The organism is Streptosporangium sp. NPDC048047 (genome assembly GCF_040653115.1).
Classification (GTDB): domain Bacteria; phylum Actinomycetota; class Actinomycetes; order Streptosporangiales; family Streptosporangiaceae; genus Streptosporangium.
This window is the reverse complement of record NZ_JBEZNH010000041.1, coordinates 36,111-57,073: the sequence shown is the minus strand read 5'-3', so window position 1 is coordinate 57,073 and position 20,963 is coordinate 36,111. Positions and strand designations below refer to the sequence as shown.

Genomic DNA, 20,963 nt, shown 5'->3' with positions numbered 1-20,963 from the left:
TAATATGTCAGTGATTTCCCATAAGGGTGTTTCTCTTACCCGCTCACCGCGGTGACGCTTTGGGGCCCCTTTCGGTTTACCCGGAAACGCGTACGGCCCGCGTCCCGAACGGGACACGGGCCGTACCGGCCGATCATGAGGATCAGTGGCCGTGACCGTGGCCGTGACCGTGGCCACCGGCGGCGGCCGGGGCCTCCTCCTCGGGCTTGTCCACCACGAGGGCCTCGGTCGTCAGCAGCATGCCGGCGATGGAGGCGGCGTTCTGGACGGCCGAACGGGTGACCTTGACCGGGTCGATGACGCCCTGGGCGATCAGGTCGCCGTACTCGCCGCTCGCGGCGTTCAGGCCGTGGCCGACCGGGAGCTCGGAGACCTTGGAGGTCACGACGTAGCCCTCCATGCCGGCGTTCTCGGCGATCCAGCGGGCCGGCTCGACGAGCGCCCGGCGGACCACGTTGACGCCGGTCGCCTCGTCGCCGCTCAGGCCCAGGTCGTCAAGGGCCTTGGAGACGTGGACGAGCGCGGAGCCGCCGCCCGAGACGATGCCCTCCTCGATCGCGGCGCGCGTCGCGGAGATGGCGTCCTCCAGGCGGTGCTTCTTCTCCTTGAGCTCCACCTCGGTGGCCGCGCCGACCCGGAGCACGCAGACGCCGCCGGCGAGCTTGGCCAGGCGCTCCTGCAGCTTCTCGCGGTCCCAGTCGGAGTCCGCCTGCTCGATGGCGACCTTGATCTCGCGGACGCGGTCCTCGATCGCCTGCGCCTCGCCGGCGCCGTCCACGACGGTGGTGGCGTCCTTGGTGATCACGACGCGGCGGGCCGTGCCGAGCACCTCGAGGCCGACGTGCTCCAGCTTGAGGCCGATCTCCTCGCTGACGACCTGGCCGCCGGTGAGGATGGCGATGTCCTGGAGCATGGCCTTGCGGCGGTCACCGAAGCCCGGAGCCTTGACGGCGACGGAGGTGAAGGTGCCGCGGATCTTGTTGGTCACCAGGACCGCCAGGGCCTCGCCCTCGACGTCCTCGGCGATGACCAGCAGTGCCTTCTTGGTCTGCGCGACCTTCTCCAGCAGCGGCAGGAAGTCCGCGACGGAGGAGATCTTGCCCTGGGTGATCAGGATGTAGGGGTCCTCCAGGACCGCCTCCATGCGCTCCTGGTCGGTCACCATGTAGGGCGACAGGTAGCCCTTGTCGAACTGGAGGCCCTCGGTGAACTCCAGCTCCAGGCCCATGGTGTTGGACTCTTCGACGGTGATGACACCGTCCTTGCCCACCTTGTCGAACGCCTCGGCGATCAGGTCGCCGATCTTGGCGTCCTGGGCGGAGATCGTCGCCACGTGGGCGATCTCCTTCTTGTCCGCGACCGGACGGGCGGACTCGACCAGCCTGTCGCTGACGGCCTTGGCCGCGAGGTCGATGCCCCGCTTGAGGCTCAGCGGCTGGGCGCCGGCGGCGACGTTGCGCAGACCCTCGCGGACCATCGCCTGGGCCAGGACGGTCGCGGTGGTCGTGCCGTCACCGGCGATGTCGTTGGTCTTCGTCGCGACTTCCTTGGCGAGCTGCGCGCCGAGGTTCTCGTACGGCTTCTCCAGCTCCACCTCGCGGGCGATGGTGACGCCGTCGTTGGTGATGGTGGGAGCGCCGAACTTCTTGTCGATGACGACGTTGCGGCCGCGCGGGCCGAGGGTCACCTTGACGGCGTCGGCGAGGGCGTTGACACCGCGCTCCAGCGAGCGGCGGGCGTCCTCCTCGAACGACAGGATCTTGGGCATGACAGTCCTCTCTGGGGGCACACGGGAGCATCGAAGCCCCGGGCGCTCTCGCGACCCGGGGCTCGATGCGTCATCTCGGAAGCGTCGGAAGCGATGGACTACTTCTCGACGATGGCGAGCACGTCACGGGCGGAGAGCACCAGGTACTCCTCGCCGTTGTACTTCACCTCGGTGCCGCCGTACTTGCTGTAGAGGACGACGTCGCCCTCCTTGACGTCGAGCGGGATGCGCTTGTCGCCGTCCTCGTCCCAGTTGCCCGGGCCCACCGCGAGGACCCTGCCCTCCTGGGGCTTCTCCTTCGCGGTGTCGGGAATGACCAGGCCGGAGGCGGTGGTCTGCTCGGCCTCAAGCGGCTGGACCACGATGCGGTCGCCGAGCGGCTTAACGGGAACCTTGGTGGCGGTCGTCACGTCGGACCTCCCCTTCAGATTTGAATGATCTAGAAGAGGCGACCAGCGGTCTGCCGTCGCGGGTGTCAGACCAGCCTCGTCGCACTTGCGTTGGCACTCTCACCGGGAGAGTGCCAATACGGAACAGTATGCAAGGAGGCCTTGACAGTCAACACGAACCGCCCGCCGACGCCCTCGGCGGCCCCGATGAGGGGACAGGAACCCCCGACGGGGGCACCATGAGAGGGAGGAGAGACGACGAGCGTTGACCGAAAGTAATGTGATGGACACGAATAGCAATGGGGATGACGCTACGGTGGACGACGTGACCAGCACTCTCCGCGAGGAAACGAGCACTCGGCGCGAAGGGCGCGACCTGCTCGCCGACTGGCCCCGCCCCCCGGCCGGCGGGTGGACCGCCGACGACCTCGATCGCCTGCCCGACGAGGGCCCGAACGGCGAGCCGGACTTCTTCAAGCACGTCGAACTCGTCGATGGAGCCCTGCTCTTCATGTCCCCCCAGAAGCGTTTCCACGATCTCGTGATCCGCAGACTCGCGGCCGCCTTCGAAGCCCAGACCCCGGACCGGCTGGCGGTCGCCACCCAGATGGACGTCAGGCTCGGCCCGCGGCAGCGCCCGTGCCCCGACGTGCTCCTCATCGACGCCGCGCTCGCCCACGACCACGACCGCACCGCCTATCTCCCCGGCGAGGTCCACCTGGTGGTCGAGGTGGTCTCCCCCGAGTCGAGGCTCCGCGACCGCGAGGTCAAGCCGCGTTCCTACGCCCAGGCCGGGATAGTGCATTTCTGGCGGGTGGAGGAAGCGGACGGCGTGCCCGTCGTCTACGTCTACGAACTCGACCCCGCCACCCGCGCCTACGTCCCCACCGGCGTCCATCGTGATGTGCTCTCGGTCCCGGTCCCCTTCCCCATCGAGATCGATCTGGCCGGCCTGCTGAAGTGAGGCGGTAGCGTCGGGCGGTGTGGACCTCGACGCATTCCGGGAACTGCTGACGCCGCGCGGCCAGGAGGCCCTCGCCGCGGCCGCCGAGGCCGCGGGTGACGGCCCGGTGGCCGCGGTGACGCGGCTGCGCCGGACCTACGACGCGACCCTGACCTCCGCGGCGCTCACCCAGGCGGCGCTCAGGGAGCGCGCGCGGGAGAAGTTCGGCTCCGACGCCGCCGTCATGTACTTCACCCCGCACGGCCTGGAGCAGGCCACCCGCCGCGAGGTGGCCGACCACCGCGCCCGGCGCGTCCCGGCCGGCTCCCGGGTGGCCGACGCCTGCTGCGGGATCGGCGGCGACCTGCTGGCGCTGGCCAGGGCGGGCTGCGTCGTGGAGGCCGTGGACGCCGACCCGCTCACCGCCGCCGTCGCCCGGGCCAACGCCGACGCCCTGGGCCTCGGCGACCGCGTCACGGTCCGCGCCGCCGAGGCCGCCACGCTCGACCCGGCGGCCTTCGACGTGCTGTTCGCCGATCCCGCCCGCCGTACGGCGCGGGGCCGGACGTTCGACCCGATGGCCTACTCGCCGCCCTGGCCGGAGGTCCTCGGCATGGTGGCGAAGGCCCCGGCGGCCTGCCTGAAGGTCGCCCCCGGCATCCCGTACGAGTTCATCCCGGCCGGAACCGAGGCCGAGTGGGTCTCCTGGCGCGGCGACGTCAAGGAGGCCGCGATCTGGTGCGGCGGCCTCGCCCGGGACGCGGGGCGCAGGGCCACGATGCTGCCGTCCGGCACGACGCTGACGCCCGAGCCGGGTGCGGATCCCGCGCCGGTGGGCGCGGTGGGCCGCTACCTCTACGAGCCGGACGGCGCGGCCGTACGGGCTCACCTGGTGGCGGAGGTGGCCAAGCGGGTCGACGGCCGGCTGCTCGACGAGCGCATCGCCTACATCACCGGCGACGCCGAGGTGACCACGCCGTGGGCGGCGCGGTACGAGGTGCACGAGATGATGCCGTTCTCGCTCAAGCGGCTGCGGGCGGCGCTGCGCGAGCGCGGGGCGGGCGTCGTGACGGTCAAGAAGCGCGGCTCGGCGGTCGACGTGGAGCGCCTGCGCAGGGATCTGCGGCTCTCCGGCGGCGGCTCCGCGACGGTGGTCCTCACCCGGGTCGGGGAGCGGCCGTTCGCCCTCATCTGCAGCCCCGCCTGACCCGCGGCCTCCGGGCACGGATCGGGCGGGGCCGTACGGTCAGACGTGGACGGTGGTGATCGGGAGCGAGGAGTCGGCCGGGATCTCCAGGGACGACGGGGTGACGCCCGCCGCCACCAGGTCGGAGCCCAGGGCGGCCACCATGGCGCCGTTGTCGGTGCACAGCCCCGGCCGGGGGACGCGCAGCCGCACCCCCGCCGCGTCGCAGCGTTCCTGCGCCAGGGCCCGCAGCCGGGAGTTGGCCGCCACGCCGCCGCCGATCAGCAGGTCCCGGACGTCGTGCTCGCGGCACGCCTGAAGGGCCTTGCGGGTCAGCACGTCGACCACGGCCTCCTGGAACGACGCCGCCACGTCGGGCACGTGGATCGGCTCGCCGGACCTCTCCCTGGCCTCCACCCAGCGGGCCACGGCGGTCTTCAGGCCGGAGAACGAGAAGTCGAGGGTGCCGTCGTCGTACTTGCCCCTCGGGAAGGCGATGGCCGCGCCGGAGCCGTCGCGGGCCGCCCGGTCGATGTAGGGGCCGCCGGGGAAGGGCAGGCCGAGCACCCGCGCCACCTTGTCGAACGCCTCGCCCGCGGCGTCGTCCACCGTGGAGCCGAGCGAGACGACGCCCTTGGCGACGTCGGGGACCAGCAGCAGGGAGGAGTGACCGCCCGAGACGAGCATGGCGATGCACGGCTTGGGCAGGGCGCCGTGTTCGAGCTGGTCCACGGCCACGTGGGCGGCCAGGTGGTTCACCCCGTACAGCGGGACGCCGAGGCCCAGCGCGTACGCCTTGGCGGCGGCGACGCCGACCAGCAGCGCGCCGGCCAGCCCCGGCCCGGCGGTCACCGCGATCGCGTCGATGTCGGAGAAGCGCAGGCCCGCCTGCTCCAGCGCCCGCTCGACGGTGGGGGTCATCGCCTCCAGGTGCGCCCGGGAGGCCACCTCGGGCACCACCCCGCCGAAGCGGGCGTGCTCCTCGACGCTGGAGGCGATCGTGTTGGCCAGCAGGGTGTGCCCCCGGACGATGCCGATCCCGGTCTCGTCGCAGGAGGTCTCGATGCCCAGGACCAGGGGTTCGTCACTCATGGATGAGATCCTTCCGCATCGTGATCGCGTCGGTGCCGTCCTGGTAGTAGCGGCGGCGCAGGCCGAGCCGGACGAAGCCGAACCGCTCGTACATCGCCTGCGCGGCGGGGTTGTCGGCGCGCACCTCGAGGAAGACCGACCGCGCGCCGCGCCTGCCGGCCTCGGCCAGCAGCTCGGTGAGCAGGGCGCCGCCGACCCCGGTGCGCCGCCGGCCGGCCGCGACGGCGATGGTCTGCACGTCCGCCTGGTCGCCGGCGGCGAAGAGCCCGGCGTAGCCGATGATCCCCTCACCGGTCTCGGCCACCACGTAGTGACGGGTCCCGGGCTGCCCGGCGAGCTCGTCGCGGAGCATGCCCTCGCTCCAGGCGTCCGCCGGGAAGGTGTCCCGCTCGATCTCCATCACGGCGGGCAGGTCGTCCCCGGTCATCGGGCGCAGCGTCACCGCCATCAGGTGACCTTCTTGGGCGCGGCGGGCACCTGCGCGTCGGGGCGGCGGAGGTACACCGGGCGGGGCAGGCTCAGCACGGGGTGCGTGCCGCTCTCCACGACCTCGCGGACATCGGGCTCGCCGAGCTGCTCGGCGGCCAGCGACGCCAGCGCCCCCGCGAAGGGGTACTCGGGGGCGTCCAGCAGCCGGGAGGCGCCGACGACCTCGGCGTACATCCGCGCGCCCGCGCCGACGAGCGGGAGGCCGCCGGGCAGGTCGTGGGGGCGGCTCACCGCGGGGCCGGACAACCGGGTCCGCATGTCCTCGTAGTGGCCCCAGAACACCTCCTTGCGGCGGGCGTCGGTGGCCACCAGGAACGGCTCGGACAACCCGCTGCCGTAGGCGACGGCGTCGAGCGTGCACACGCCGTACGCCGGGACGCCGAGCGAGGCGGCGAGGGCCTGGGCGGTCATCAGGCCGACCCGCAGGCCGGTGTAGGGACCGGGTCCGGCGCCCGCGACGACGACGGTGACGTCGGCGAGCTCGGCGCCGGCCTCCCGCAGGACGGTCTCGATCGTGGGCACGAGCAGTTCGCCGTGGCGGCGGGCGTCGACGGTCGTCGACTCGGCGAGGACCCGTTCACCGTCGTGCAGCGCTGCGGTGACGGCGGGGGTCGCGGTATCAAAGGCCAGGACCAGCACGAACAGTTAGCCTAGTCCGTCGCGCGGGAGGCGGGACCGCCTGGGCGGATCAGGTCCTGGGGTCGGCCCGTTTGACCAGGGTGGCGTAGACGATGACGTTGTCGCGGTACTCGTGGCGGTCCCAGTCGAAGTCCCCGCCGCAGGTGATCAGCCGCAGGCCGTCCTGGAGGTAGACCTTGTCCGCCGGGAAGCGGTCCTTGCTCACCCGCTCGACGGAGTCCACCCGGTACTGGGCGACGTCGCCGTCGCTGCGCCTGACCTTGACGACCTGCCCCTCACGGATGTCCTTGAGCCGGTAGAAGACCGCGGGGTCGGTCTTGGTGTCCACGTGCCCGAGGATCACCGCGGGGCCCTCGTCGCCGGGCACCGCGGTGCCCTTGACCCAGCCCGCCGCGTTCGGCTTGTCGTACGGCGGGAGCTCGACCTCGCCGTTCTTGACCCCGAGCCTCATCAGGGGCGCCTTGATGCCCAGCGAGGGGATCTCCACGCGTTCGGGCACCACCGGGTCGCGGACCTCCGGGACGTCGACGCCCGCGCCCCGGTGGAAGAGCACCATGACGAGGCCGGTGACGATGCCGGCGGTGATGACGTGCGACCAGCGCGTGGGTGCGGCCATCGGCGGCTACGAACGCCGTCGCCTGGCGATCGCGACCCCCGTGCCGCCCACCAGGGCGGCGGCCAGCAGCACCCCGGGCACCCCGAGCGGCGAGCCGTCGTCGTCCGGGCCGCCGGCCGCGGTGCCTCCGCCGCCGGTGGAGGGCGCGCGCGTGCTGATGACGGTCCGGGTCGGCCGGGGCCTCGGCCTGCGGGTCGGCTCTTCGGACGCCTCCTCGGTGGGGGCGGCGCTGGGCCTGGTCTCGCCGACCACCCGGAGGCTCGCCTTGCCGGTGTCGTTGGTGCCCTCGCAGCGGGCGTTGACCTCGTAGACGCCGGCCGCGGTGCCGGGGGCCACGGTGGCCTGGCCCCGGACCCACGGCCGCGGGGTCGGCGTGGCGCTCGACGAGGGGGCGGGGCTGGGCGTGACCAGGATCGGGTCGAGGGTCACCGCGGTGCGGAAGATCCGGGACGACCCGGTGCCGCGATGCTCCGGCCCGCCCTGCGGGATCGGGCAGTTGGCCAGGATCCACACCTTCTGCCCGGCCTTGACCCGGGCCGGCTGGAGCTGGACCTCGATGTCGCCTCTGCCGGCGGACGTCTGGGACGCCGCGGGTGAGGTGGTCGTCCCCGGCTCGGAGTCCGCCTCGGCCGTGCACCCGGTCACCCCGAGCAGAGCGAGGCCACCCAGAGTGGCCCCCAGAACCGCGGCATGCTTGACGCTTGGCACCGTCGCACTCCACTTCCACTCCGGCCGACGACCCTCGCCCGGCACCACTGCACCTGTTCCCCTTAAAACAAGGGCAAACCCGCTTGGGTCAATCATCGATTTCGATGATCTATACCAACTCGGACGCGGAACGGACGCTCCGGGTTCCGGTCAGACGACACCCTCCCACCGGGCGCCGACCCCGCGCAGCCGTACGGTGCGCTCCTCGCCGGTCTCGCCGCGCTCGATGGAGATCTCCAGCCGGTCCTCGGCGAGGCCCTCGACCAGGCCCTCGCCCCACTCCACGACCGTCACCGACTCCTCCAGCGAGGCGTCGAGGTCGAGGTCGTCGACCTCCAGGTCACCGCCCAGCCGGTAGGCGTCCGCGTGCACGAGCGCCGGCCCCCCGGACAGCGAGGGGTGCACCCGGGCGATGACGAACGTCGGCGAGGTGATGGGGCCGCGCACCTTGAGGCCGTCGGCGATCCCCTGGACCAGGGTCGTCTTGCCCGCGCCCAGCGGCCCGGACAGCACCGCCAGGTCACCCGGGCGCAGCAGCCCGGCGAGCTCCCTGCCCAGCTCCCGCATCTCCTCGGCGGTCGCCGCGATTCTCACTTCTCGATCAACTCCCCTGCGATGGTCACGTCCCGCGAGCCGCGTCCGGCGGCCCGGTCATCCGCGCGGGCCTCAGGCATCGGTCCCGCCGGCCTCGCCCGTCCCGTCGGAGTCGGCCCCGTCGGTGCCGGCGCCGTCGGCATCGGCGGCGGCGGCCTCGTCGGCGAGTGCCCGCTTGATCAGGTCGCGCAGCGCGTCGTTGACCACGGCGGGCCGTTCGAGCTGGACCAGGTGCGAGCTGTCGGGAACCTCGGTGAACCGGGCGCGGGGCAGCGCCGCCGCCATGGCCTTGCTGTGGTCCACCGGCGTCAGCCAGTCCTTGTCCCCCACGATGATGGAGGTCGGCACGTCGTCCAGCACCCCCAGGGCGGCCAGCTTGTCGTGGGACATCAGCGCCGGGTAGAAGTCGGCGATCACCTCGAACGGGGTGGAGCGGATCATCGACTCGATGAAGTCCACCACCGTGGGGCTGACGTTCGCGGCGTCACCGAAGCCCAGGTGGCGCAGCATCAGGAAGGCCAGGTCGTTGGCCGCCTCCCGGCCGCGGTCCACCAGCGCGCCCCGGCGGCCCAGCAGTGAGACCGTGCCCGGTGTGACCGTGTGCACGGCCCTGGCCAGCAGGGCGGGCAGTCCCAGGGAGACCTCGCCCAGCCTGCCGGCGGAGGTGGAGATCAGCGCGACCCCCCTGATCTTCTCCTCGAACAGCTCGGGGCGGCGGTCGGCCAGCGCCATGATCGTCATGCCGCCCATGGAGTGGCCCACCAGCACGCACGGGCCGGGTACCAGTTCCTCGATCACCTCGGCGAGGTCCTCGCCCAGCCGGTCGATGAGGACGCCGTGGTCGTCGACCGACGCGCGCGGCGAGCGCCCGTGGGAGCGCTGGTCCCACAGCACCATCCGGTAGGAGTCGAGCAGGTCGCGCCGCTGGTAGTGCCAGGAGTCGAGGTTGAGGGTGTAGCCGTGGCAGAACACCACGGTCAGCGGGGCGTCCTCGGGCCCGTCGACCTCGGCGTGCAGGACCACGCCGTCGGAGGCGGTGACCGCGACGGGCCGGCCGCGCAGCTCGCCGAACGGCTCGCCGGCCTCCAGGTCGGGCCGGAGCCTGATGCGGCCGATGGCGTAACGCTTGGCGAAGGCCGCGGCGGCCACCCCGGCGGACGCGGCGCCGACGAGCGCGCCGGCGACCCCCACCCTGCGCCGTGTGGCGATGCCCATGCGACCCCCTGACGTGCCTCTCACCGGTGAACGCGCGGGACCCGCGAACCGATCCGGGTCACGATCTCATACGAGATCGTGCCGAGGGAATCCGCCCATTCCTGGGCGGTCGGCTCGCCGTGCGAGCCATCGCCGAACAGGATCACCTCGTCGCCCTCGGCCAGCGGGTCGTCCCCCACGTCGATCATGAACTGGTCCATGCAGACCCGTCCGGCGATGCGGCGGCGCCGTCCACCCGCCATCACCTCCGCCCGATTTGTCGCATATCGCAGAACGCCGTCCGCATACCCGAGGGGCACCAGTCCAAGCGTGGTCTCACGATCCGTGACGTAAAGGTGCCCGTAGGACACCCCGGATCCGGCCGGAACCCGCTTGGCCAGCGCGATCCGCGCGGTCAGGGTCATCGCCGGGCGCAGGCCGAAGTCCCCGAGGGCGGGCACCGGGCTCAGGCCGTAGACCGCGATGCCGGGACGGACCATGTCGTAGCGCGCCCGCGGCAGCGTCAGCGTCGCCGCCGAGTTGGCGATGTGCCGGACCACGTGGGAACCCGCGACGCCCGCCTTCTCCGCCATGGCCAGCGCGTCGTCGAAGACGGCGAGCTGGGATGCGACCGACGGGTGCCCCGGCTCGTCGGCGCAGGCGAGGTGCGACCAGATCCCGGCGACCTCGATCGTCCCCTCCGACTGCCGGGCCAGGGCCCGGTCGAGCAGCGCGGGCCAGTCGCCGAACGCCGCGCCGCCGCGCGACAGGCCGGTGTCGATCTTCAGGTGCAGCCGGGCGGTCCGGCCGGCGCGGACCGCCGCCTCGGCGATCCGGTCCACCAGGCCGGGTGCCCCGGCCGACAGCTCCACGTCACGGCCGACCGCCTCGTCCAGCGGCTCGCCCGGAGGGATGATCCACGACATGACCGGCGCGGTGACGCCGGCGTCGCGCAGTTCGAGGGCCTCGCGGATGTAGGCGGTGCCCAGCCGGGCGGCCCCGCCCTCCAGCGCGGCCCGCGCGCAGGCGACCATGCCGTGCCCGTAGCCGTCGGCCTTGACCACGGCCATGACGTCCGCCCCGGGGGCCCGCCCGGCCAGCAGGGCGACGTTGTCCCGGATCGCGGACAGGTCCACCCGCGCCTCGGCGGGCGTGGTGACGCCGTCCAGGGTCGCCGGGCGGTCCGCCCGCGCCCCGGCCGGCGCGGTGCCGGCGTCGTCACGGACGGCGGAGAGGTCCGCCCGCGCCTCGGCGGGCGTGGCGCCGGCGTCGTCCCGGACCGCGGAGAGGTCCGCCCGCGCGCCGGCGGGCGTCGTCGGGAAGCTCATCTTTCCAGTTTGGCAGCTCGGCCGTCCTCCCGGAGCCGGTCCGTGACCTCCCTGACCGCCTCCGGGACGCCTTCCAGGACGTCCCACGCCGAGACCGGCCCGTTCCGCCCGGCCAGGCCGTGCAGGTACGCCGCGCAGGAGGCCGCGTCGTACGGTCCCAGCCCGGCGGCCAGCAGCGCGCCCGCGACCCCGGCCAGCACGTCGCCGGTGCCCGCGGTGGCCAGCCACGGGCTGCCGGTGAGGTTGATCCTGACCGGCCGCTCGTCCTCGGCGACCACGGTGGTCGAGCCCTTCAGCAGGGTCGTCACGCCCAGCTCGTCCGCGGCCCGCCGCGCGTACTCCGACCGGCGGGCCTCGATCCGCGATCTCGGCACGCCCAGCAGCCGCGACAGCTCACCCGCGTGCGGGGTGATCAGCACCGGCGCGGAGCGGCGCAGCAGCGACCGGTTCCCGGCGACCAGCGTCAGGCCGTCGGCGTCCACCAGCACCGGGACGTCGCTCGCCAGCACCGAGCGGGCCACGGCGAGCGCCTCCGGTCCGGTGCCCAGGCCGGGCCCGAGCACCCACGCCTGCACCCGTCCGACCTCGCCGATCCCCTCGCCCGGTTCGAGCGGGGTGATGACGACCTCGGGCCAGCGCGCCCGCACCTGGGCCACGGGCTCGGCGGGACCCGCGTAGCGGACCATGCCCGCTCCCGCCCGGACCGCCCCGCCCACGGCCAGCACCGCCGCGCCGGTGTAGAGGTGGCTCCCGGCCGCGACGCCTACGACGCCCCGGCGGTACTTGTCGGACTCCACGCCCGGCCGGGGCAGCATCAGCGCCACGTCGGGGCCGGTGAGCGCCGACGCCCCGGGGTCGGGGAGGTACGGTCCCAGCCCGATGTCCACCAGCTCGACCCGGCCGGCGCGGGCCGCGCCCGGGTCGACGAGCAGCCCGATCTTGCGGGCCCCGAACGTGACGGTGACGTCCGCCCGGACCGCCGGCCCGTCGACCCGCCCGGTGCTCGCGTCCACCCCGCTCGGCACGTCCACCGCGACCACCGTCGCGGGCCCCTCGGCGGCCAGCCGGGCCAGGGTCGCGTACGGCTCACGCAGCGCGCCCGTCCCGCCGATCCCCACGAGCCCGTCCACCACGAGGTCGGCTCCGTCGAGGAGGCGCCGCACCCCGGCGCCCACCGCCGCGCCCTTCGCGGAGTCCTTCCCGGAGTCCTTCCCGGTCTCCCCCGCGGGACCCGTCGCGGGATCCGTCACGGGGCCCCGCGCGGGGCCCGCCGCCCCGTCACCCGCCGGGGCCTCCCGGGTCGCGCCGCCGAGGTCCGTCACCCGGCCCCCGGCCCGCCGCAGCGCCGCGAGCCCGCCCTCGTGGGCCCGCGTCCCGGCCAGTACGGCGTGCACCCGGGCGCCCCGGGCGGCGAGCCGCGCCCCGGCGTACAGGGCGTCGCCGCCGTTGTCCCCGCCGCCGGCCAGCACCACGACGCGGGAGCCGTACACCGTCCCGAGGACTCCGGCGCAGACGACCGCGAGGCCCGCGGCGGCCCGGTCCATGAGCGTCCCCTCGGGCAGCTTCGCCATGAGCGCCGCCTCGGCGGCCCTGATCTGATCGGAGGTGTACGCGGTCAGCATGGCTCCGACGGTATCCCGCGACGATCTCCGGCGTGTGCTCCGGCGCGGCCCGCCGTACGGCCGGCCCGCCGTCGCGCGTTCCCGCGCCCGCCACGCCCCGCCGCGTCCGCCGCGCCCTCACCGTCTTCCCGCGTCGCCGCGCCGTACGACCGGTCGGCGGGTCGGCGGGGCGGCGGGGCGGCGGGGCGCGGTCAGGCTTCGGCGATCACGTAGGCGATGGCGACGCCCCCGTCGTGGGTCAGCGAGAGGTGCCAGCGCCCCACGCCCAGCCGCTCCGCGACCTCGGCGACCCGGCCGCTGACGTGCAGCTCCGGCCGGCCGTGCGGGCCGCGGCGCACCTCGGCCTCCAGGTGCTCCAGCCCCGGCGGGGCGCCGAGCGCCTTGGCCACCGCCTCCTTGGCCGCGAAACGCGCCGCCAGGGAGGGCGCGGGCAGGTCCCGCTCGGCCTCGGTGAACAGCCGCTCCCGCAGGGCGGGGGTCCGCTCCAGCGCTTCTTCGAGCCGGGCGACGTCCACGACGTCCACCCCGATGCCCACGATCACCGCCTCAGGCTACAAGCAGTGCCCGTCCTCGCCCCGCTCCGGCGGCTACTCCACGGTCACCGACTTGGCCAGGTTGCGGGGCTGGTCGACGTCGTGGCCCTTGGCGGTGGCCAGCTCGCAGGCGAAGACCTGCAGCGGCACCGCGGCCACCAGCGGCTGGAACAGGGTCTCCACGGCGGGCACGCGGATCAGCGTGTCGGCGTAGGGCTCCACCGCGGTGTCCCCCTCCTCGGCGATCACGATGGTCCTGGCGCCGCGTGCCCGGATCTCCTGGATGTTGGACACGATCTTGTCGTGGATGACGCGCTGGCCCGACGGGGAGGGGACCACCACGACGACGGGCAGGCCCTGGTCGATCAGCGCGATCGGGCCGTGCTTCAGCTCACCGGCCGCGAACCCCTCGGCGTGCATGTAGGCCAGCTCCTTGAGCTTCAGCGCCCCTTCGAGGGCGACGGGGAAGCCCACGTGGCGGCCGAGGAAGAGCACGCACCGCTCGCCGGCCAGCGAGCGGGCCAGCGCGCGGACCGGCTCCATGGTCGCCAGCACCTCCTCCACCTGGGCGGGCATCCCGGCCAGCCGGTCCAGGACCTGGGTGATCTCGTCGCCGAACTTCACGCCGCGGACCTGCGCGATGTACAGGGCGACGAGGTAGCAGGCGACGAGCTGGGTGAGGAACGCCTTGGTGGAGGCGACGGCGATCTCCGGACCGGCGTGCGTGTAGAGGACGGCGTCGGACTCGCGCGGGATCGTGGAGCCGTTGACGTTGCAGATGGCCAGCACCCGCGACCGCTGCTCGCGGGCGTGCCGTACGGCCATCAGCGTGTCCATGGTCTCGCCCGACTGGCTGATCACGATGACGAGCGTGTCGCGGTTGAGGATGGGGTCGCGGTAGCGGAACTCGCTGGCCAGCTCGACCTCGCACGGAACCCGGGCCCAGTGCTCGATCGCGTACTTGGCGATGAGGCCGGCGTGGTAGGAGGTCCCGCACGCGACCACGATGATCTTGCTGACGTCCCGCAGCTCCTGGTCCGACAGCCGCATCTCGTCCAGGGTGAGCAGCCCGTCGGAGCCGATCCTGCCGAGCAGCGTGTCGGCGACCGCCCGCGGCTGCTCGGCGATCTCCTTGAGCATGAAGTGGTCGTAGCCGCCCTTCTCCGCGGCGGAGGCGTCCCAGCCGACGTGGTAGTCGCGCGTCTCGGCCGGGGCCCCGTGGAAGTCGGTGACCGTGATCCCCTCGTCCCGCAGCTCGACCACCTGGTCCTGGCCCAGCTCGACGGCCTCACGGGTGTAGGCGATGAACGCGGACACGTCCGAGCCGAGGAAGTTCTCCCCCTCGCCCCGCCCGACGACCAGCGGCGAGTTGCGGCGGGCGCCCACCACCACGCCGGGCTCGTCGGCCGACACGGCCAGCAGCGTGAACGCCCCCTCCAGCCTCCGGCACACCCGGCGCATCGCCTCGGCCAGGCCGTCGGCGGCGTGCCGCTCCAGCAGGTGCGCCACCACCTCGGTGTCGGTGTCCGACAGCAGCTTGTGCCCGTCGTCCTCCAGCTCGGCCCGGAGCTCGGCGAAGTTCTCGATGATGCCGTTGTGGATCACCGCGATCCTGGAGCGGCAGTCGGTGTGCGGGTGGGCGTTGCGGTCGGTCGGCGCGCCGTGGGTCGCCCAGCGGGTGTGCCCGATGCCGACCGTCGCCTCGGGGAGGGACCGCGACGTCAGCGCCGAGCGCAGGTTGGCCAGCTTCCCGGCCCGCTTCTCCACGGCCAGTTCCCCGGAAGGGCCGACCAGCGCGATGCCGGAGGAGTCATAGCCGCGGTACTCCAGCCGGCCCAGACCCTCGACGGCGACCTCGACCGCCGACCGATGGCCGATATATCCCACTATTCCGCACATGTCCCAACCTCCTTCTTCCTGTGAGATCGACCGACGAGCCTATGGAGAACCCCCGGATGAAACCAAGAATCCTGCCCGCCATCGGGCAGGACCTGCCCCGGACGGAACCGCGCATGCCCGGACCCGCGCGGAGCGGCTCCCGGCGGATCAGTACGCTTGCTGGCTATGACCAACGGGTGGGAGGCGACTCCGTACGTGGAGCTGAGCCGCGAGCAGTGGAGCGGTCTCCGCAGGAACACGCCGCTGACGCTTACCGAGGACGAGCTGGAGGAGCTGCGCGGCGTCGACGACCCGATCGACCTGGCCGAGGTCACCGACATCTACCTGCCGCTCACCCGGCTGCTCAACCTGCACTTCACCGGGGGCAGGCAGCGCGGCGCGGCGGTCAGCACCTTCCTCGGGACGGGCGCCGGGCCCGCGCCGTACATCCTGGGCATCGCCGGCAGCGTCGCCGTCGGCAAGTCCACCACCGCCCGGCTGCTGCACACCCTGCTGGCCCGCTGGCCCGAGCACCCGCGGGTGGACCTGATCACCACCGACAGCTTCCTGTACCCCAACGCGGTCCTCACCGCCCGGGACATCACGCACCGCAAGGGCTTCCCGGAGAGCTACGACCGGCGGGCCCTGGTCAGGTTCGTCGCCGACGTCAAGGCCGGCCGGCCCGAGGTGACCGCCCCGGTCTACAGCCACCTGGAGTACGACATCGTCCCCGGCGCGACGCAGACCGTCCGACGGCCCGACATCCTCATCGTCGAGGGCCTCAACGTGCTGCAGCCCGCCCCGCCGGCCGCCCTCGCGGTCAACGACTACTTCGACTTCTCCATCTACGTGGACGCCAAGGTCGAGAACGTCCGGGACTGGTACCTCGACCGCTTCCACAAGCTGCGCCGTACCGCCTTCGAGGATCCGCGGTCCTACTTCCGGCACCTGGCCCAGCTGTCGGACGACGAGGCGACCGAGTTCGCCAGGAACGTCTGGCGCGACGTCAACGAACGCAACCTCGTCGAGAACATCGCCCCCACCCGGGGCCGGGCCGACCTGGTGCTGCACAAGGGCCCAGACCACTCCGTGCGCCGGGTGGGACTGCGCCGCATCTGACGGGTAGGAGGAGTCGCGTGCTGCATCTCCGCGTGATCAGCCCGTCCGAGCGGACGGAGGAGGTCCTCGGCCTGCTCGACGAGGCCGTCGGCGTGGCCAACATCGTCGTGCTGCACGGCGCGGCCCGCTCCCCCAAGGGCGACCTCGTGCAGTTCGACATCGCCCGCGAGGCCGCCAGCGAGATGATCGACTGCCTGCGCGACCTCGACCTGGACACGGCCGGGTCCATCGCGGGCGAACGGGTCGACCTCTCGGTCTCCGAGGTGGCCGCCCGCGCGGAGGAGGAGGCGCCCGGCCACGGCGACGACGCGGTGATCTGGGACGAGCTCGCCCAGCGGGTCGAGGACGACACCGAGCTGAGCTGGGCCTTCCTGGCGTTCCTGGTGATCGCCACACAGATCGCGGCGGTCGGCGTGATCGTGAACTCGCCGATCCTGATCGTCGGCGCGATGGTGCTCGGCCCGGAGTTCGGCGCGGTCGCGGCCGTCTGCTTCGGCCTGCTCAGAGGCGACCGGCACCTGATCGTCCGTGCCCTGCGCACGCTCCTGACCGGGTTCGCGGTCGCCATAGCGGTCACGCTCGCCTGCGCGCTGGCCTTCCGCGCGCTGGGCTGGATCGACCCCGGCACGCTGCGCGGGCACGAGGAGATCGAGTTCATCGTCAAGCCCGACCGCTGGTCGATCGTCGTGGCGCTGCTGGCCGGGGCGGCCGGGGTGCTGTCGGTCACCGCAGGCAAGTCCTCGGCCCTGGTGGGCGTCTTCATCTCGGTGACCACCGTTCCCGCCGCCGGATACCTCTCCGTCGCCGTCGCCCTCGGCCGCTGGGCCGACGTGACGGGCTCGGTCACCCAGCTCGCGGTGAACATCGCAGGCATGGTCGTCTCCGGTACGGTCACCCTGGTCGTCCAACGGGCCTACTGGGCGCGGTTCGGCGTACGGTTCCCCGCGCGCGGGTCACGCGGTGGAGGGCCGGGACTCCCACGGGGCGGCCGGTAGGGATCGCGACCGGCGGGAACCGGGCGGAAGCCCGAGCCGGACGAAAGCCCGAGCCGGGCGGAGACCGTACGGCCGGAACCGGGCGGAAGCCCGAGCCGGGCGGAAGCCCGAAGCGGGCGGAGACCGTACGGCCCGAACCGGGTGAAAACCGTACGGCCGGCGCCGGACCGGCCTTTCGGCCGAGGCGGATTCGTCCGCACGGCGGAGGAACCAGGCACGGCCGGTGGATAGTGTCCGGGTATGACTATCCTCGCCACCGAGGGACTCACCAGACGATTCCCCCGGGTGACGGCACTCGACGGGCTCACCGTCGAGGTCGGCCCCGGCGTGACCGGCCTGGTCGGCGCGAACGGCGCGGGCAAATCGACGCTGATCAAGATCCTGCTGGGTCTGCTCGCGCCCTCGGCCGGCCGCGCCGAGGTGCTGGGCATGGACGTGACGACCCGGGGCGCGGAGATCCGCGGGGCCGTCGGGTACATGCCCGAGCACGACTGCCTGCCCCCCGACCTGTCCGCCACGGAGTTCACCGTCCACATGGGCCAGATGGCCGGCCTGCCGCGCACCGCGGCCCGCGAGCGCGCCGCCGACGTGCTGCGCCACGTCGGCCTGTACGAGGAGCGCTACCGCGCCATGGGCGGCTACTCCACCGGTATGAAGCAGCGGGTCAAGCTGGCCCAGGCCCTGGTGCACGATCCCCGGCTGGTCCTCCTGGACGAGCCCACCAACGGGCTGGACCCCCAGGGGCGCGACGAGATGCTGGCGCTGATCCGCAGGATCGGCACCGAGTTCGGCATCAGCGTGCTCGTCACCTCCCACCTGCTGGGCGAGCTGGAGCGGATCTGCGACCACGTCATCGTGATCGACGGCGGCAGGCTGCTGCGCTCCTCCCCCATCTCCGACTTCACGCAGACCACCCGGACCGTCGTGGTGGAGGTGGAGGAGGGCCGCGACGCCCTGGCCGCCCGGCTCACCGAACTGGGCGAGACCGTCACTCCGCACGGCCGGACGCTCCTGGTGGAGGTCGGCGCGCCGGAGACCTTCGACACGCTCCGCGACGCCGTCTGCGACCTCGGCCTGCACCTCGTCCGCATGGAGCAGGGCCGCCAGCGCATCGAGGACGTCTTCCGGGAGCCCGCCGATGCCTGACCTGCCCGGCCCGCCGGACGACCGGAACCGGCCCCGCCCGCCGGATCCGCCGGACGACCTGACCAGCAGCGACACGCCCATCCGCCCGGACGGGCCCCCGGCGGGCCCCGGTCGCACCCGTGAGAGGACCGCCGTGCCCGAGACGCCCCCAGCGCCCTCCGGCGCGCTCACCCCGGCTCCCGCCGGGGTCATCCACGACATCGGCTACCGCCACTACGAAGGGGTACGGCTCGGCCGCGCCCACGCCGTCGCGGCACTGACCCTGCACACCCTGCGCGGGGTGTTCGGACTGGGCCGCCCGGCCCGATCGAAGATCATCCCGTTCGCGCTCGCGACGGTCATGATGTTCCCCACGGTCGTATCCATCGGGGTCATGGCACTGATCAAGCGTGAGGGGATCATCACCTACACCGGTTACGCGACCATCATGCAGGTCGTGATCGCCGTCTTCCTCGCCGCGCAGTCCCCCTACACCGTCGCGCCCGACCTGCGCTTCCGGGTGCTGCCGCTCTACCTGTCGCGGCCGGTGCGGCTCGTCGACTACGTCGGGGCCAAGGTCACCGCGATGACCGCGGCGATGTTCCTGATCCTGGCCGTCCCGCTCACCGTGCTGTTCATCGGCGAACTGGTCATCGACCTGCCCGGCCCGACCAACGTCTCCGGCTATCTCACCGCCCTCGCCGGGGCCGCCGTCCTCGCCGTGACGCTGTCCTGCCTGGGCGTGGCGATCGCCTCCTTCACCCCGCGGCGCGGCCTGGGCGTCGCCGCGGTCATCGCGTTCTACCTGCTCACCTCGGCGGTCTCGGGTGCGCTCGCGGCGATGCTGGAATCGGTGAACGACTACACCGCCGCCGCGTGGGCGTGGATGATCAATCCGTTCTTCCTCGTGGACGCCGCGGTCCAGGTGGGCGTCTTCGGCGCGAAGGCGTCCGGCCCCACCACCTACCCGGCGGGCGCCGGCGTCGCCGTGACGATCCTGGCCGTGGCCCTGCTGATCGCCCTGTCCGTGACCGCCCTGATCCTGCGCTACCGGAAGGCGGCCTCGCAATGAGGATCGAACTGGCCCAGGTCTCCCGCTGGTACGGCAACGTCGTCGCCGTCAACGACGTCACCATGACCATCGGCCCCGGCGTCACCGGCCTGCTCGGACCCAACGGCGCCGGCAAGTCGACGCTCCTGCACATGATGGCCGGGTTCCTCGCCCCGTCCAGCGGCACGGTGACCCTCGACGGGACGAAGATCTGGCGCAACCACCGCGTCTACCGCTCCATCGGCCTGGTCCCCGAGCGTGAGGCCGCCTACGGCTTCCTCACCGGCCGGCAGTTCGTGCTGTCCGGAGCCCGGCTGCACCGCCTCCCCGACCCCGAGGACGCCGCCCGCAAGGCGATCGCCCTGGTCGAGATGGAACCCGCCGGGGACCGCAGGATCGAGACCTACTCCAAGGGGATGCGGCAGCGGATCAAGGTCGCCGCCGCCCTCGTCCACGACCCGCAGGTCCTCCTGCTCGACGAGCCCTTCAACGGCATGGACCCGCGCCAGCGCATGCACCTGATGGAGCTGGTCACCGGCATGGGGGCGGCGGGCAAGACCATCCTGTTCAGCTCGCACATCCTGGAGGAGGTCGAGCGCGTCGCCCAGCACATCGAGGTCATGGTCGCCGGCCGGCACGCCGCCTCCGGCGACTTCCGCGAGATCCGCCGCAGGATGACCGACCGGCCGCACGTGTTCCGGATCCGCTCCAGCGACGACCGCCGCCTGGCGTCGGCCCTGGTCGCCGACCCCTCCTCCAGCGCGGTCTCCCTCACCGGGCAGGGCCTGGAGGTGCAGGCCGTCGACTTCCGGCGGTTCACCCACCTGCTGCCCAGGGTCGCCCGAGACGCGGGGGTGCGGATCACGCAGGTCTCCCCGGCCGACGAGGACCTCGAAAGCGTCTTCTCCTACCTGATCGACAGGAGCAGCTGATGAACGGTGTCATCGCCGGGATCTCCTACCGCGCGCTGCTCGGCCGCAGAAGGATCTGGCTGCTCGTCCTGCTCCCACTGGTGCTCCTCGGCCTGGCCGTGCTGCTGCGCTGGATCGGCGAGGCCGGCGAGCAGGCGACCATCACGCTCCTGCAGACCTTCGCCATCGGCACGATGCTGCCGCTGCTCGGCCTGATCGCGGGCACCGGCGTGATCGCCCCCGAGATCGAGGACGGCACGGTCGTCCACCTGCTGTCCAAGCCGATCTCCCGGCCGGTCATCGCGCGGACCAAGTTCGCCGTCGCCGCCTCCCTGCTCGCCCTGTTCGGCGCCGTCCCGACCTTCGCCGCGGCCTACCTGCTGGTCGGCTCCGAATCCGGCATCGCGTACGGCTTCACCGCCGGCGCCCTGGCCGGGGGCGTCGCGTACGCCGCGGTGTTCATGCTGCTGGGCATCATCACCCGGCACGCGGTCACGATCGGCATCGCCTACGCCCTGGTGTGGGAGGGCGTGGTCGGCAACTTCGTCCCGGGCGCACGCAGGTTCTCCATCCAGCAGTGGGCCCAGACCGTCGCCGACCAGGTGTCGTCATCGGCGTTCCTGTCCACCGGGATCGCGATCGGCTTCGCCTCCGTCGCCCTGCTGGTCGTCACCGTCGGCGCGGTCGTCTGGGCCGGCCACCGCCTGCGAGGCTTCTCCCTCACCGGCGACGAGTAGTTCCGGCGGCATGCGCGCCCCGGCGAGGGGGCGCGCATGCACCCGC

The 20,963-nt window shown here is 73.0% G+C and carries 21 protein-coding genes; 8 read left to right on the top strand and 13 right to left on the bottom strand.

Annotated features, from left to right (window positions below):
* Positions 1–142 precede the first annotated feature (142 nt).
* Both groL and groES read right to left on the bottom strand, forming a co-directional pair.
* Complete coding sequence (gene groL, locus AB0D67_RS28330; RefSeq protein ID WP_362942339.1) at positions 143–1,768, bottom strand: chaperonin GroEL; 1,626 nt, start codon at positions 1,766–1,768, stop codon at positions 143–145.
* A 98-nt stretch (positions 1,769–1,866) separates the two neighbouring features.
* Entirely contained in the window at positions 1,867–2,178 is a 312-nt protein-coding gene (gene groES, locus AB0D67_RS28325) for a co-chaperone GroES (protein ID WP_362942336.1), read from the bottom strand.
* Between the two features lie 304 nt (positions 2,179–2,482).
* Here groES and AB0D67_RS28320 point away from each other — a divergent pair, with 304 nt between their 5' ends.
* Both AB0D67_RS28320 and AB0D67_RS28315 read left to right on the top strand, forming a co-directional pair.
* Positions 2,483–3,121 carry a Uma2 family endonuclease gene (locus AB0D67_RS28320; protein ID WP_362942333.1) on the top strand — a complete coding sequence of 213 codons (639 nt, stop codon included), beginning with the start codon at positions 2,483–2,485 and terminating at the stop codon, positions 3,119–3,121.
* 19 nt (positions 3,122–3,140) lie between these two features.
* Complete coding sequence (locus AB0D67_RS28315; RefSeq protein WP_362942330.1) at positions 3,141–4,307, top strand: class I SAM-dependent methyltransferase; 1,167 nt, start codon at positions 3,141–3,143, stop codon at positions 4,305–4,307.
* A 39-nt stretch (positions 4,308–4,346) separates the two neighbouring features.
* Here the strand turns inward: AB0D67_RS28315 and tsaD are convergent, their stop codons facing one another.
* The 11 genes from tsaD to glmS all read right to left on the bottom strand — a co-directional run bounded on the left by tsaD (position 4,347) and on the right by glmS (position 15,000).
* Positions 4,347–5,387 carry a tRNA (adenosine(37)-N6)-threonylcarbamoyltransferase complex transferase subunit TsaD gene (gene tsaD, locus AB0D67_RS28310; RefSeq protein ID WP_362942386.1) on the bottom strand — a complete coding sequence of 347 codons (1,041 nt, stop codon included), beginning with the start codon at positions 5,385–5,387 and terminating at the stop codon, positions 4,347–4,349.
* Positions 5,371–5,826 (bottom strand): ribosomal protein S18-alanine N-acetyltransferase, encoded by a 456-nt coding sequence (rimI, locus tag AB0D67_RS28305; RefSeq protein WP_362942327.1) that lies wholly within the window; start codon positions 5,824–5,826, stop codon positions 5,371–5,373. The genes tsaD and rimI overlap by 17 nt, the downstream gene beginning before the upstream one ends.
* Positions 5,826–6,506 carry a tRNA (adenosine(37)-N6)-threonylcarbamoyltransferase complex dimerization subunit type 1 TsaB gene (gene tsaB / locus AB0D67_RS28300; protein ID WP_362942323.1) on the bottom strand — a complete coding sequence of 227 codons (681 nt, stop codon included), beginning with the start codon at positions 6,504–6,506 and terminating at the stop codon, positions 5,826–5,828. Before tsaB ends, rimI begins: the two co-directional genes overlap by 1 nt.
* Positions 6,507–6,555: 49 nt before the next feature.
* A complete protein-coding gene (locus AB0D67_RS28295) occupies positions 6,556–7,122 on the bottom strand; it encodes a class F sortase (protein ID WP_362942320.1) in 567 nt (188 codons plus the stop codon).
* Between the two features lie 6 nt (positions 7,123–7,128).
* Positions 7,129–7,830 carry a hypothetical protein gene (locus tag AB0D67_RS28290; RefSeq protein ID WP_362942317.1) on the bottom strand — a complete coding sequence of 234 codons (702 nt, stop codon included), beginning with the start codon at positions 7,828–7,830 and terminating at the stop codon, positions 7,129–7,131.
* A 150-nt stretch (positions 7,831–7,980) separates the two neighbouring features.
* Entirely contained in the window at positions 7,981–8,397 is a 417-nt protein-coding gene (gene tsaE, locus AB0D67_RS28285) for a tRNA (adenosine(37)-N6)-threonylcarbamoyltransferase complex ATPase subunit type 1 TsaE (protein WP_362942382.1), read from the bottom strand.
* Between the two features lie 99 nt (positions 8,398–8,496).
* Complete coding sequence (locus AB0D67_RS28280) at positions 8,497–9,639, bottom strand: alpha/beta hydrolase (RefSeq protein WP_362942314.1); 1,143 nt, start codon at positions 9,637–9,639, stop codon at positions 8,497–8,499.
* 20 nt (positions 9,640–9,659) lie between these two features.
* Complete coding sequence (gene alr / locus AB0D67_RS28275; protein WP_362942311.1) at positions 9,660–10,946, bottom strand: alanine racemase; 1,287 nt, start codon at positions 10,944–10,946, stop codon at positions 9,660–9,662.
* Positions 10,943–12,568, bottom strand: coding sequence for an NAD(P)H-hydrate dehydratase (locus AB0D67_RS28270; RefSeq protein ID WP_362942308.1), 1,626 nt, complete (start codon positions 12,566–12,568; stop codon positions 10,943–10,945). Before AB0D67_RS28270 ends, alr begins: the two co-directional genes overlap by 4 nt.
* A gap of 191 nt (positions 12,569–12,759) precedes the next feature.
* Complete coding sequence (locus AB0D67_RS28265; RefSeq protein WP_362942305.1) at positions 12,760–13,110, bottom strand: holo-ACP synthase; 351 nt, start codon at positions 13,108–13,110, stop codon at positions 12,760–12,762.
* 45 nt (positions 13,111–13,155) lie between these two features.
* Positions 13,156–15,000 carry a glutamine--fructose-6-phosphate transaminase (isomerizing) gene (glmS, locus tag AB0D67_RS28260; protein ID WP_362942302.1) on the bottom strand — a complete coding sequence of 615 codons (1,845 nt, stop codon included), beginning with the start codon at positions 14,998–15,000 and terminating at the stop codon, positions 13,156–13,158.
* 165 nt (positions 15,001–15,165) lie between these two features.
* On the opposite strand from glmS, the gene coaA reads away from it, so the two are divergent.
* The 6 genes from coaA to AB0D67_RS28230 all read left to right on the top strand — a co-directional run bounded on the left by coaA (position 15,166) and on the right by AB0D67_RS28230 (position 20,917).
* Positions 15,166–16,098 carry a type I pantothenate kinase gene (gene coaA / locus AB0D67_RS28255; RefSeq protein ID WP_362942299.1) on the top strand — a complete coding sequence of 311 codons (933 nt, stop codon included), beginning with the start codon at positions 15,166–15,168 and terminating at the stop codon, positions 16,096–16,098.
* Positions 16,099–16,115: 17 nt separating this feature from the next.
* Positions 16,116–17,093: a DUF389 domain-containing protein gene (locus tag AB0D67_RS28250; protein WP_362942296.1), complete on the top strand. Its 978-nt coding sequence runs from the start codon at positions 16,116–16,118 to the stop codon at positions 17,091–17,093.
* Between the two features lie 240 nt (positions 17,094–17,333).
* Positions 17,334–18,239, top strand: coding sequence for an ABC transporter ATP-binding protein (locus AB0D67_RS28245; RefSeq protein WP_362942293.1), 906 nt, complete (start codon positions 17,334–17,336; stop codon positions 18,237–18,239).
* Positions 18,232–19,290: an ABC transporter permease gene (locus tag AB0D67_RS28240; RefSeq protein WP_362942290.1), complete on the top strand. Its 1,059-nt coding sequence runs from the start codon at positions 18,232–18,234 to the stop codon at positions 19,288–19,290. Before AB0D67_RS28245 ends, AB0D67_RS28240 begins: the two co-directional genes overlap by 8 nt.
* Entirely contained in the window at positions 19,287–20,201 is a 915-nt protein-coding gene (locus AB0D67_RS28235) for an ABC transporter ATP-binding protein (RefSeq protein WP_362942287.1), read from the top strand. The genes AB0D67_RS28240 and AB0D67_RS28235 overlap by 4 nt, the downstream gene beginning before the upstream one ends.
* Positions 20,201–20,917, top strand: coding sequence for an ABC transporter permease (locus tag AB0D67_RS28230; protein WP_362942284.1), 717 nt, complete (start codon positions 20,201–20,203; stop codon positions 20,915–20,917). The genes AB0D67_RS28235 and AB0D67_RS28230 overlap by 1 nt, the downstream gene beginning before the upstream one ends.
* The last annotated feature ends 46 nt before the right edge of the window (positions 20,918–20,963 follow it).

What these genes read in the sequence shown, in the direction of transcription:
- AB0D67_RS28280 (WP_362942314.1), bottom strand. Translation starts at nt 9,639, where the DNA reads ATGGGCATCGCCACACGGCGCAGGGTGGGGGTCGCCGGCGCGCTCGTC.
- AB0D67_RS28230 (WP_362942284.1), top strand. Translation starts at nt 20,201, where the DNA reads ATGAACGGTGTCATCGCCGGGATCTCCTACCGCGCGCTGCTCGGCCGC.
- AB0D67_RS28270 (WP_362942308.1), bottom strand. Translation starts at nt 12,568, where the DNA reads ATGCTGACCGCGTACACCTCCGATCAGATCAGGGCCGCCGAGGCGGCG.
- AB0D67_RS28240 (WP_362942290.1), top strand. Translation starts at nt 18,232, where the DNA reads ATGCCTGACCTGCCCGGCCCGCCGGACGACCGGAACCGGCCCCGCCCG.
- groL (WP_362942339.1), bottom strand. Translation starts at nt 1,768, where the DNA reads ATGCCCAAGATCCTGTCGTTCGAGGAGGACGCCCGCCGCTCGCTGGAG.
- coaA (WP_362942299.1), top strand. Translation starts at nt 15,166, where the DNA reads ATGACCAACGGGTGGGAGGCGACTCCGTACGTGGAGCTGAGCCGCGAG.
- glmS (WP_362942302.1), bottom strand. Translation starts at nt 15,000, where the DNA reads ATGTGCGGAATAGTGGGATATATCGGCCATCGGTCGGCGGTCGAGGTC.
- AB0D67_RS28245 (WP_362942293.1), top strand. Translation starts at nt 17,334, where the DNA reads ATGACTATCCTCGCCACCGAGGGACTCACCAGACGATTCCCCCGGGTG.
- tsaE (WP_362942382.1), bottom strand. Translation starts at nt 8,397, where the DNA reads ATGCGGGAGCTGGGCAGGGAGCTCGCCGGGCTGCTGCGCCCGGGTGAC.
- alr (WP_362942311.1), bottom strand. Translation starts at nt 10,946, where the DNA reads ATGAGCTTCCCGACGACGCCCGCCGGCGCGCGGGCGGACCTCTCCGCG.
- AB0D67_RS28295 (WP_362942320.1), bottom strand. Translation starts at nt 7,122, where the DNA reads ATGGCCGCACCCACGCGCTGGTCGCACGTCATCACCGCCGGCATCGTC.
- AB0D67_RS28235 (WP_362942287.1), top strand. Translation starts at nt 19,287, where the DNA reads ATGAGGATCGAACTGGCCCAGGTCTCCCGCTGGTACGGCAACGTCGTC.
- rimI (WP_362942327.1), bottom strand. Translation starts at nt 5,826, where the DNA reads ATGGCGGTGACGCTGCGCCCGATGACCGGGGACGACCTGCCCGCCGTG.